Origin of the sequence: Niallia sp. FSL W8-0635, assembly GCF_038007965.1 — a bacterium.
Classification (GTDB): Bacteria; Bacillota; Bacilli; order Bacillales; family Cytobacillaceae; genus Niallia.
The window spans coordinates 1,450,933-1,462,767 of sequence record NZ_JBBOYD010000001.1; the positions used below are offsets into that span (position 1 = coordinate 1,450,933).

9 protein-coding genes are annotated in these 11,835 nt (G+C 36.3%); 8 read left to right on the top strand and 1 reads right to left on the bottom strand.

Annotated features, from left to right (window positions below):
• The first annotated feature begins 31 nt into the window (after positions 1–31).
• Both NYE52_RS06845 and NYE52_RS06850 read left to right on the top strand, forming a co-directional pair.
• The gene (locus NYE52_RS06845; protein WP_341192385.1) at positions 32–1,117 is read left to right on the top strand and encodes a Gfo/Idh/MocA family protein; all 1,086 of its coding nucleotides are present in this window, start codon (positions 32–34) and stop codon (positions 1,115–1,117) included.
• A gap of 120 nt (positions 1,118–1,237) precedes the next feature.
• A complete protein-coding gene (locus NYE52_RS06850; RefSeq protein WP_341192386.1) occupies positions 1,238–2,776 on the top strand; it encodes a glycoside hydrolase family 43 protein in 1,539 nt (512 codons plus the stop codon).
• A 144-nt stretch (positions 2,777–2,920) separates the two neighbouring features.
• On the opposite strand, the gene NYE52_RS06855 is transcribed toward NYE52_RS06850, so the two are convergent.
• Positions 2,921–3,694 (bottom strand): DeoR/GlpR family DNA-binding transcription regulator, encoded by a 774-nt coding sequence (locus NYE52_RS06855; RefSeq protein ID WP_341192387.1) that lies wholly within the window; start codon positions 3,692–3,694, stop codon positions 2,921–2,923.
• Positions 3,695–4,158: 464 nt separating this feature from the next.
• On the opposite strand from NYE52_RS06855, the gene iolA reads away from it, so the two are divergent.
• The 6 genes from iolA to NYE52_RS06885 all read left to right on the top strand — a co-directional run bounded on the left by iolA (position 4,159) and on the right by NYE52_RS06885 (position 11,790).
• Positions 4,159–5,619 (top strand): methylmalonate-semialdehyde dehydrogenase, encoded by a 1,461-nt coding sequence (gene iolA / locus NYE52_RS06860; RefSeq protein WP_341192388.1) that lies wholly within the window; start codon positions 4,159–4,161, stop codon positions 5,617–5,619.
• Positions 5,620–5,687: 68 nt separating this feature from the next.
• Entirely contained in the window at positions 5,688–6,503 is an 816-nt protein-coding gene (gene iolB, locus NYE52_RS06865; protein ID WP_341192389.1) for a 5-deoxy-glucuronate isomerase, read from the top strand.
• Between the two features lie 21 nt (positions 6,504–6,524).
• On the top strand, positions 6,525–7,514 hold the full coding sequence (iolC, locus tag NYE52_RS06870; RefSeq protein WP_341192390.1) for a 5-dehydro-2-deoxygluconokinase: 990 nt from the start codon (positions 6,525–6,527) through the stop codon (positions 7,512–7,514).
• Between the two features lie 15 nt (positions 7,515–7,529).
• Positions 7,530–9,443 carry a 3D-(3,5/4)-trihydroxycyclohexane-1,2-dione acylhydrolase (decyclizing) gene (gene iolD, locus NYE52_RS06875; RefSeq protein WP_341192391.1) on the top strand — a complete coding sequence of 638 codons (1,914 nt, stop codon included), beginning with the start codon at positions 7,530–7,532 and terminating at the stop codon, positions 9,441–9,443.
• A gap of 15 nt (positions 9,444–9,458) precedes the next feature.
• Positions 9,459–10,364 carry a myo-inosose-2 dehydratase gene (gene iolE / locus NYE52_RS06880; protein ID WP_341192392.1) on the top strand — a complete coding sequence of 302 codons (906 nt, stop codon included), beginning with the start codon at positions 9,459–9,461 and terminating at the stop codon, positions 10,362–10,364.
• A 4-nt stretch (positions 10,365–10,368) separates the two neighbouring features.
• A complete protein-coding gene (locus NYE52_RS06885) occupies positions 10,369–11,790 on the top strand; it encodes a sugar porter family MFS transporter (protein ID WP_445669097.1) in 1,422 nt (473 codons plus the stop codon).
• Positions 11,791–11,835: the final 45 nt, after the last annotated feature.

The window sequence follows — 11,835 nt, forward strand, 5'->3', positions numbered from 1 at the left end:
AGAAATCATAAAATGTAAGGGGAATAGGAATATGGCAGAAAAATTAAAAGTAGGCATTATCGGTTGTGGGGGAATCGCAAAAGGAAAGCATCTCCCGAGTCTAGCTAAATTGGATACGGTGGAAGTAGTAGCCTTTTGCGATTTTTATAGGGAAAGAGCGGAAGAATTAGCTGCTGAATATGGAGGAAAGGGAGTAAAGGTTTACGCTGACTATCATGAATTACTAAAAGATTCTTCCATAGATGTCGTCCATGTATGTACGCCGAATAATTATCACTATGATGTGACGATTGCTGCTCTAGAAGCTGGAAAGCATGTAATGTGTGAAAAGCCAATGGCGAAAACGGCAGCGGAAGGTCGTTTAATGGTAGAGGCGGCAAAACGAACAGGAAAGAAACTAACGATTGGCTATCAAAATCGTTTCCGCCCAGACAGTCAGTATTTACATAAACGATGCTCTAATGGTGAACTCGGAGAAATATATTATGCAAAAGCACATGCGATTCGTCGACGTGCAGTACCAACTTGGGGTGTGTTCTTAGATGCAGAAAAACAAGGGGGAGGTCCCTTAATTGATATTGGAACACATGCACTAGATTTAACTTTATGGATGATGAACAATTATAAGCCACAAGTAGTGATGGGATCCACATTTCAAAAGCTAGGCAAGAAAGAAAATGCTGCAAACGCTTGGGGTTCCTGGAATCCAGATGAGTTTAAAGTAGAGGATTCTGCATTTGGTTTTATTAAAATGGAGGATGGATCGACCATTGTTCTTGAATCAAGCTGGGCGCTTAATACTTTAGATGAGGACGAGGCGAAATGTACCCTTTGTGGGACAGAGGGTGGAGCTGATATGAAAGATGGTTTACGAATAAATGGTGAAAGATATGGTAAGTTATATACGGAAAAAGTGGCATTAGAATCGGACGGTGTAGCATTTTTCAGTGGAACAGAAGAGAGTGCAGCAGATTTAGAAATTAGACTATGGATTGAAGCAATCTTAAATGATACAGAGCCGATTGTGAAGCCAGAGGAGTCTTTAGTCGTAACAGAAATTTTAGAAGCAATTTATCAATCTGCTGAAACAGGTGAGCCTGTATTCTTTAAAAAATAGTATATTTATAGTTTCGATTATAGAGATAATTTATAAACGCAGTGAATATTTTAATTCATATGCGTTTATTTTAAAGGAAGAAATACTGTAGACAAAAAGTGAGGGAGAGGAATTGAAAAAATGAGTTATCATTCCCGATTTAATCGTTCTCAGCCAAAAGAACTCTGTACCTATGAAAATCCCATTCTTCAAATGGATATCCCAGATTCTGATATTATTAGAGTTGGTGAATCTTATTATATGTCTAGTACAACGATGCATATGAATCCTGGGGTGCCAATTATGAAATCAACGGATCTTTTGCATTGGAAAATTGTAAATTATGTCTATGATGTTCTAGCATCAAACGATGAACAAGCGCTAAGAAATGGGAAGAACGAGTATGGGAAAGGATCTTGGGCTAGTTCTCTTCGCTATCATCAAGGAATTTATTATCTAGTAGTAGGGTCTTTGGCGACAGATGAAACATATATTTTTCAAACAGACGATTTGGAACAGGGTAAATGGAAGCGTTCTACTTTAAAGGGGTATTATCATGACATGTCTCTATTATTTGATGATGATAGCCGTGTTTATTTAGTTTATAGTAGTGGAAATATCCGAGCAATAGAATTAACGGAGGATGCAACAGCGATTAAAGAAGGCGGATTGCATAAGATAATTATTCCAAATGCTAGTATAGTAGCAGGTGTGACGGAAGGAGAAGGATTGTTAGCGGAAGGAACTCATATTCAAAAAATAAATAGATTTTATTATGTCTTTACCATTACTTGGCCCAAAAATGGAAATCGCACACAGCTAGTGCATCGAGCACGTGTATTGGATGGAGATTATGAAGGGAAAATTGCAGTGAATGATCCAATGGGAATTGCGCAGGGAGGAATTATTGATACCCATAGTGGTGATTGGTATGGATTTTTATTTTGTGATCATGGTGCTGCAGGTAGAATGCCTTGTTTAGTACCAATTACATGGGAAGATGACTGGCCAGTATTTGGTGAGAATAATAGAGTTCCTAAACAGATTCCTATACCTTTACCTCAACAAAAAAGTAAAAATTATATTGTTTCATCAGATGAATTCCATGATGTGAGCGATTCCCTTGCTTTAGTATGGCAGTGGAACCATAATCCTGATAATACAAAATGGTCTTTAACTGCTCGTCCTGGCTATTTACGTTTAATCACTGGCAGCATTTGCAGTCATTTAGAAGAAGCGAAGAATACACTTACTCAAAGAACCTTTGGACCTGAATGCTCTGGTAGGATTGCAATGGATGTTAGTGGTATGAATGAGGGGGATATTGCAGGTTTTGCAGCTTTTCAAAAGGATTATGGATATGTAGGTGTACAAGTAACAGAAGAATCTAAAGTAATTACAATGGTAAGTTCCAGCTCTGGAAAACCTGAGATAATAGAGACTGTTCCATTAGACCATGAGAGAATCTATTTTAGGATTGACTGTGACTTTAAAGAGAAAACAGATAAGGCGTATTTTTATTACAGTTTGAATGAAAGGGATTGGATTAGAATAGGTAATGAACTAGAGATGAAATATAAATTAGATCATTTTATGGGGTATCGATTTGCGTTATTTAATTTTGCTACAAAGGAAATAGGTGGCTTCGCTGATTTTGATTATTTTAGAATAGATGAATAGAATAAGATGAAGTTGATGAAAGAGTACGGAAGAACATAAGGGCGTGTCTCTTTCTATTTTTTGGAATTTTACAGCATTAAAAAAGGAGCTGATTAAATCCTCCTTATCAAGTATCACCAAACGATACTTGATAAGGAGTTAGCTTTAATTCGCTATGTTTTCTTTACTAGCATCCACTATCTCGATATTGTTTTCTAACGCAAATTCTTTATATTCATTATTTGGGGGTAGATCTGTTACGATATAATCCACATCTTCTAAACGGCAATAAGTCATTAAGGCATATTTATCAAATTTCTTATGGTCTGTTAGTAAAAATATTTTTGAACTTCTATCTACGACGTTTTTCTTAATTTCACTTTCAAGTGGAGAAGAATTTGTGACACCATTGGAAATAGAAATGCCTGTAGACGCCATAAATGCTTTATTAATATTATATTCTTTAATTATGTCGGTGCTTTTAACACTTGCAAATGATTTCGTGTTGCGCTGTAAAAGGCCACCTAATGTAATAATATTTAAATTCTCATAGGGGAGTGCACGAATGATAAAATCCAAATTATTCGTAATAATGGTTAATTGTTTATGTTTTACATATTCGGTCATTTCCAGTGTCGTTGTGCCGCTGTCAATAAAAATGATGTCTCCGTTATCTACAAAACTAGCTGCTATTTTTCCAATTAACTCTTTTTCACTTTTGTTTTGAACCTGTCTTTCGGTAAACGATACGAGTGTACTATTATTAACTGCGACTCCACCGTACACTTTCTTCAATTCCCCTCGATCAACCAACTCTTGTACATCTCTTCTTATTGTGTTTTTTGAAACGTTAAACACTGTGACTAACTCATCTAATGAAACGGTTTGATGTTCAAATACATAATCTTGTATTTGTTTAATTCTTTTTGTTTTTAGCATAAAAATTCATCCTCTATTAAGGTTAATTTTGGGTTAACGATAGATACTATTTCTAATTTTTAACTATTTTCTTTGATTATAAACAATGGGACTTTATAGTTTTAGAAAGATTACTGGAATTATATATTGATTATACCAAAAAATAATCAAAAGTTCATCAATAATTAAATTATCTTGATTATTTTTTTGTATTTTCCTAGTAGATTCCTATTAATATGTGATTTTATTTTCCGAAAAAAATAAAAATTGTGATGTAAAATTATTGACTGTAAGCGTTATACATATTATGATGTAATCATAAGTTATCAAAACTTAACCAAAAGGTGATAAAAAAGTAATTAAAAATATACTTGAGTCCAAAATATGAGTAAAAATGATTGGCTTAATCATGTTGTGGAAATATATTTTGGTTATGTTTTGGAAGAGTATAAATTTGTAGCAGTGATATTAGGAGGGAAAGGTAAATGGCGGTTGAAAAATTAAAAAACTATATAAACGGGGAATGGGTAGAGAGCAAAACGACTACATACGAAGATGTTTATAATCCAGCTACCAAAGAAATTATTGCGCAAGTTCCGATTTCTACAAAAGAAGATATTGATTATGCAGCAGAAGTGGCGAAAGCTGCATTTGAAAAATGGAAGAATATTGCGGTTCCACGAAGAGCTAGAATTCTATTTAACTATCAACAACTACTTACTCAACATAAAGAAGAACTAGCACAGTTGATTACAATCGAGAATGGTAAGAACTTAACAGAAGCACTTGGTGAAGTACAACGTGGGATAGAGAATGTGGAGTTTGCAGCTGGAGCACCATCCTTAATGATGGGTGATTCTCTTGCATCTATCGCTACAGATGTAGAAGCGACTAATTATCGCTATCCGATTGGAGTAGTTGGCGGAATTGCACCGTTTAACTTTCCGATGATGGTTCCATGTTGGATGTTCCCGATGGCCATTGCTTTAGGAAATTCATTTGTTTTGAAACCATCGGAGCGAACACCATTATTAACGAAGAGATTAGTAGAATTATTTACAGAAGCAGGACTACCAAAAGGCGTATTCAATGTCGTTTATGGTGCACATGATGTAGTTAACGGCATTTTAGAGCATCCTGAAATTAAAGCGATTTCGTTTGTTGGTTCCAAGCCCGTTGGAGAGTATGTGTATAAAAAAGGAAGTGAAAATTTAAAACGGGTGCAAGCACTAACTGGTGCAAAGAACCACACGATTGTATTAAATGATGCGAATTTAGAAGATACCATTACAAATGTTGTTTCAGCTGCTTTTGGATCAGCTGGCGAACGTTGCATGGCTTGTGCTGTTGTAACAGTTGAAGAAGGTATTGCAGATCAATTTATGGAAGCTTTGAAAGAACGCGCTGGAAATATTAAGATAGGTAACGGTTTAGAAGATGGCGTGTTCTTAGGACCAGTCATTAGAGAAGAAAATAAACAACGAACACTTAGCTATATCGAAAAAGGAATTGAAGAAGGTGCGAATCTTGTGTGTGATGGAAGAGAGTCAGCACCTGAGGAAGGCTACTTTGTTGGACCAACTATTTTTGATAATGTGACAACCGAAATGACGATTTGGAAGGACGAGATTTTTGCTCCTGTATTATCCGTTATCCGTGTGAAAAATTTGAAAGAAGCGATTGCAATAGCGAATCAGTCTGAATTTGCAAATGGTGCATGTCTATTTACATCTAATGCATCTGCCATTCGTTATTTTAGAGAAAATATTGATGCCGGTATGCTTGGAATCAATCTTGGAGTACCAGCACCAATGGCATTCTTCCCGTTCTCTGGCTGGAAATCTTCTTTCTATGGAACCTTACATGCTAATGGAAAAGACTCCGTGGACTTTTATACTCGTAAAAAAGTTGTTACGGCTAGATACGCAAAACCTTCGTTTGAATAATAGTAGATTAATAGTACAGGGCTTTTTTAAGCCCTGTAATAGAAGCGAAAAATAGGAGGTTATAGAAATTGAGTAAGCTATTACGAAAATACCAATCTAATGAAGCTGTAGATGGTGTAAAGACAATCCATGAAGTTTTAAAAGAAAATTCACCTCTTGAATATGTAGAATTTAAATTACTAGAGTTTGCTCCTGGTGCAACATACACGGAAAGTCTTCAAGAGAAAGAATGCTGTATTGTAGTAGTTACTGGAAAAGTGACTGTTACGGATGAAACGGCTATTTTTGAAAATATTGGAACAAGAGAGAACGTTTTCGAAAGAATTCCAACAGATAGTGTGTACGTTTCAAACGATAAGCGATTTGAAATTGTAGCGAAAAACAAAGCGGTAATTGCCCTTTGCTACTCTCCATCAACGGAATCACTACCAACAAGATTAATTAAAGCAGAAAAAATTGGTGTAGAAGAGCGCGGAAAATTTAATAATAAACGTCTTGTTCATAATATATTGCCAGATTCGGATCCGACGGCTAATAGCTTATTAGTAGTGGAAGTATTTACGGAAACAGCCAATTGGTCTAGTTATCCTCCACATAAACATGACGTGGATAATCTCCCTGAGGAATCATTTTTAGAAGAAACATATTATCACGAAATTGATCCAAGACAAGGCTTTGTTTTTCAAAGAGTATATACAGATGATCGCTCGCTGGATGAAACAATGGCAGTGGAAAATGGAGATGTTGTCATCGTTCCAAAAGGCTATCATCCAGTAGGGGTTCCAGATGGATATGCTTCCTACTATTTAAATGTAATGGCAGGACCTACGAGAATATGGAAATTTAATAATGATAAAGATCATGAATGGATTATTAATCGCTAATTAGAAAAGGGGTGCCCTTAAATGAGTTACTTATTTAACGACAATAAGGAATTAGATATCATCGCAATTGGCAGAGCTTGTATTGATTTAAATGCAGTAGAGTATAACCGACCAATGGAAGAAACAATGACTTTTTCAAAATATGTAGGAGGATCTCCAGCTAATATCGCGATTGGCGGCAGTAAATTAGGGCTGAAAGCAGGTTTTATTGGAAAATTATCAGATGATCAGCATGGCAGATTTATTAAAAGCTACATGCAAGGAGTCGGCATCGACGTTTCCAATATGGTATTTGATAAGGAGGGACACAAGACAGGTCTTGCGTTTACCGAAATCTTAAGTCCTGATGAATGCAGTATTTTAATGTATAGAGATGATGTTGCTGATCTATATTTAGCTCCTTCTGAAGTAGATGAAGAATATATTAAAAAAGCAAAAGTCCTCCTCGTATCTGGGACAGCATTAGCAAAAAGCCCTTCAAGAGAAGCGGTTATTAAAGCGGTTGCCGCTGCAAGAAAGAATAATGTAAAGGTTGTATTTGAGTTAGATTATCGTCCGTATACATGGCAGTCCCCTGAAGAAACAGCAGTATATTATTCGTTAATCGCAGAACAATCAGATATCGTCATTGGGACAAGAGATGAATATGACGTAATGGAAAATAAGCAAGATGGAAAAAACGATGAAACGGTTCACTATTTATTCCAGCATGAAGCGGATTTGGTAGTAATTAAACATGGGGTTCAAGGTTCCTATGCTTATACAAAATCAGGCGAACTATACCGTGCTCAAGCCTATAAAACAAATGTCCTTAAAACATTTGGCGCTGGCGATTCCTATGCCTCTGCTTTCCTTTATGCATTGATTTCTGGAAAAGATATTGAGACAGCTCTTAAATATGGAAGTGCCTCTGCTTCTATCGTAGTAAGCAAACATAGCTCATCAGAAGCGATGCCACAGGTTGAGGAAATTGAAGCATTAATCAAGAAAAATGAAAAAATTGAAGTTTAAGTATGGAGGTTTAAAATGATGGAAACGATTCGACTAACAACTGCGCAAGCACTCATAAAATTTTTAAACCAGCAATATCTTCATGTTGATGGCAAGGAATTTCCATATGTAGAAGGAATCTTTAATATCTTTGGACATGGAAATGTTTTAGGGATTGGAGAGGCGTTGGAACAAAATCCTGGTCATTTAAAAATTTATCAAGGAAAAAACGAACAAGGGATGGCTCATGCAGCTATTGCTTATAGCAAACAAATGCTACGCCAAAAGATTTATGCAGTAACTACTTCATCTGGTCCAGGATCGGCAAATGTCGTTACGGCTGCAGCAACAGCATTTGCTAATAATATTCCCATTTTACTTCTACCTTCTGATACCTTTGCAACTAGACAACCAGATCCGGTATTACAGCAATTGGAGCATGATCACAGTCTTGCTGTAACAACAAATGATGCTTTCATGTCCGTGTCTCGTTTCTGGGATCGTGTTACAAGACCGGAGCAGTTAATGTCTAGTCTATTGCGTGCTTTTGAAGTCATGACAAATCCAGCAACGGCAGGACCTGCAACCGTATGTATCTCCCAAGATGTTGAAGGAGAAGCTTTTGATTATGATGTGAAATTTTTTGAAAAAAGAGTTCACTATATCGATCGTAAACCAGCTAGTGATAGAGAGTTAAAGGGTGCTGAAAAACTGATTAAAGAAAGTAAAAGACCATTAATTCTTGTTGGTGGGGGAGCGAAATATTCGGAAGCAAGGGAAATACTTATAAAGCTATCAGAGACCTATCAAATTCCTTTAGTGGAAACACAGGCTGGAAAATCCGCTGTGGAAAGTGAATTTATAAATAATTTGGGTGGAATGGGAATCACTGGAACACTTGCAGCGAATAAAGCAGCATACGATGCAGATTTAATTATCGGAATTGGTACTAGATATACAGATTTTGCTACATCATCAAAAACGGCTTTTAATTTTGAAAAGACAAAATTCCTTAATATAAATGTAAGTCGCATGCAAGCATATAAATTTGATGCTTTCCAAGTAGTGGCAGATGCAAAAACAGCGTTAGAACAGTTATTTCCACTCTTAGAAGGTTATCAAACCTCTTATGGTAATGATATACGTATTTTAAAAGAAGAATGGCTTCGAGAAAGAGATCGTCTAGCGAACGTTTCCTTTACTCGCGAAAACTTTGATCCAGAAATAAAGGGACATTTTTCACAAGAAATCCTAAATGAATATGCAGATACGCTGCAAACGGAATTAGCGCAGACAACCGCCTTGCTTGCCATTAATGAAACGATTGCTCCAGACAGTACAATAATTTGTTCAGCTGGTTCATTGCCAGGAGACTTACAACGATTATGGCATTCATCTATTCCAAATACCTATCACCTTGAGTATGGGTACTCCTGCATGGGATATGAGATAGCAGGAGCATTAGGAATTAAATTGGCAGAACCAGATAAAGAAGTGTATTCAATTGTTGGAGACGGTAGTTTCTTAATGCTTCATACTGAATTGGTTACAAGTTTACAGTACGGCAAAAAAATCAATATCTTATTATTCGATAACTCTGGTTATGGCTGTATTAACAATCTACAGATGGATCATGGAAATGGAAGCTTTTTCTGTGAATTAAGAGATTTCAACCAAAATATTATGAATATCGATTATGCAAAAATAGCAGAAGGCTATGGAGCGAAAGTGTATAAAGCCAATACAGTAGAGGAATTAAAAGCTGCTTTAGAGGATTCTAAAAAGCAAAATATCTCAACTTTAATAGAAATGAAAGTGCTGCCAAAAACAATGACAGATGGCTATGAAAGCTGGTGGAATGTTGGGGTAGCGGAGGTTTCTGAAAGTGAAGCGGTAAGAAAGGCAAATGAGCAGAGACAAAATAAATTGCAACAAGCTAAACAATATTAAAAGGGGAACAGGAAAATGACAGAGGGGATCATATGGGGAATTGCTCCAATTGGGTGGCGAAATGATGACCTACCAGAAATTGGAGCAGGGAATACTCTTTCACATTTGTTAAGCGATATTGTTGTTGCAGGCTTTCAAGGAACTGAGGCTGGTGGATTTTTTCCAGATACGAACGTGTTGAAAAAAGAGCTAGAGCTAAGAAAGTTAAAGATTGCTGGTAAGTGGTTTAGCAGCTATCTATTACGAGATGGAATACAAACCGTAACAAAATCTTTTCACGAGCATTGTGCTTATTTACAGGAGGTTAATGCCTCTGTCGCTGTAGTATCTGAGCAAACCTATAGTATTCAAGGAATAGAAAAAAATGTTTTTGGGGAGAAACCTTTTTTCACTGATGAAGAGTGGAAGGTATTCACACAAGGTTTAAACGAGCTTGGAAAAATTGCTGCGGAGTATGATCTTCATCTTGTTTATCATCATCATCTAGGAACTGGAGTGCAGACCTTAGAAGAAATTGATCGATTATTGGCCTTTACAGATCCATCCTATGTTCATTTATTGTATGACACAGGGCATATTTTTGTATCAGATAATGACTATATGACTCTTTTAAAGAAACATCGCAATCGTATCAAACATGTACATTTTAAAGATGTTCGGTTACCAACACTGGAAGAATGTAAAAATAGTAAATTATCTTTTTTGCAATCGTTTTTAAAAGGAATGTTTACTGTACCGGGAGATGGGTGTATTGATTTTAAGGAAGTATATAAATATCTGATTGAAACAAATTACAATGGTTGGATAGTCATCGAGGCAGAACAAGATCCAGCCATTGCACATCCTTTAGAATACGCTCTTATAGCTAGAAAGTATATTGATGAAAACTTGTTGAAAAAAATCATATATAAAGGGGATTAAGAGTATGGGGATAAAACAAGGGAGAAAAGGTGGCGAATCTCACAGGAAATCCTTAATGTTGATTACTTTAATTTCAACATTTGGTGGGTTGCTATTTGGGTATGATACAGGTGTTATAAATGGTGCTTTACCATTTATGTCAGATGAAAATCAACTCAATTTAACACCTTTAACGGAAGGGTTAGTTACGAGTTCCTTATTATTCGGAGCTGCATTCGGAGCAGTACTTGTTGGTAGATTAGCAGATTTATACGGTCGTAGAAAAAGTCTCTTATACTTAGCTTTCATCTTTTTCGTTGCAACGCTCGGCTGTACGTTAGCGCCGAATGTTTTAGTCATGGTAATTTTCCGGTTCTTACTAGGGTTGGCAGTAGGTGGAGCTTCTGTTACGGTACCAACCTTCTTAGCTGAAATGTCTCCGGCAGAGCGTAGAGGAAGAATGGTAACACAGAATGAATTGATGATTGTAACTGGTCAGTTACTTGCATTTACAATTAACGCAATAATAGGTAATGTACTTGGTGATGCAACACATGTTTGGAGATATATGTTAGTAATTGCGGCAATTCCAGCAGTGTTTCTATTCTTTGGAATGCTTCGAGTACCTGAGAGTCCACGTTGGTTAGCATCAAAGGGGCGTAAAGAAGAAGCATTACAAATTTTAGAAAAGGTAAGAGATAAGAAGCAGGCCAAAAAAGAGCTGCAAGAAATTGAAAACGCTATATCAAAAGAAGAGAAAACAGAGAAAGCAACATATAAAGACCTTGCTACACCGTGGATTAGAAGAATCGTTTTTATCGGATTAGGAATAGCAATTGTTCAACAAATTACAGGTGTAAATTCGATTATGTATTATGGAACGGAAATTTTAAGAGATTCTGGATTTGGTACGGAAGCAGCATTAATAGGGAATATAGCAAATGGAGTCATTTCTGTTCTAGCTACGTTTGTCGGAATATGGCTTTTGGGTAAAGTAGGGAGACGGCCAATGCTACTAACAGGACAAATTGGTACCACTATTTCCTTACTATTAATAGGAATCTTCTCATTAGTACTAAAGGGAGAGCCGTCCTTGCCTTATGTGGTCCTTGCCTTAACTGTTACATTTTTAGCATTTCAGCAAGGCGCAATTTCTCCGGTAACATGGTTAATGTTATCTGAAATTTTCCCGCAAAGAGTAAGAGGTCTTGGCATGGGAGTAACGGTATTTTGTCTATGGATTACGAATTTCTTAATTGGATTCTCCTTTCCGGTCTTAATGGCTGGTATCGGATTATCTACAACCTTCTTTGTTTTCGTAGTCTTAGGTATTTTTGCAATCGCATTTGTTAAGAAATATTTGCCGGAAACAAGAGGTCGTTCTTTAGAAGAATTAGAAGAATATTTCCGTAACCAAGAAAAAGGAATGGAGAAAATAGCCAAATAATATTTTCGTAGTTTATAATTGTAAGCGCATAACAAAAAATGAAAA

Bases quoted from the DNA above. Each gene is read 5' to 3' on its own strand.
- NYE52_RS06845 (WP_341192385.1), top strand. From the start codon at position 32: ATGGCAGAAAAATTAAAAGTAGGCATTATCGGTTGTGGGGGAATCGCA.
- NYE52_RS06850 (WP_341192386.1), top strand. From the start codon at position 1,238: ATGAGTTATCATTCCCGATTTAATCGTTCTCAGCCAAAAGAACTCTGT.
- NYE52_RS06855 (WP_341192387.1), bottom strand. From the start codon at position 3,694: ATGCTAAAAACAAAAAGAATTAAACAAATACAAGATTATGTATTTGAA.
- iolA (WP_341192388.1), top strand. From the start codon at position 4,159: ATGGCGGTTGAAAAATTAAAAAACTATATAAACGGGGAATGGGTAGAG.
- iolC (WP_341192390.1), top strand. From the start codon at position 6,525: ATGAGTTACTTATTTAACGACAATAAGGAATTAGATATCATCGCAATT.
- iolD (WP_341192391.1), top strand. From the start codon at position 7,530: ATGATGGAAACGATTCGACTAACAACTGCGCAAGCACTCATAAAATTT.
- iolE (WP_341192392.1), top strand. From the start codon at position 9,459: ATGACAGAGGGGATCATATGGGGAATTGCTCCAATTGGGTGGCGAAAT.
- NYE52_RS06885 (WP_445669097.1), top strand. From the start codon at position 10,369: ATGGGGATAAAACAAGGGAGAAAAGGTGGCGAATCTCACAGGAAATCC.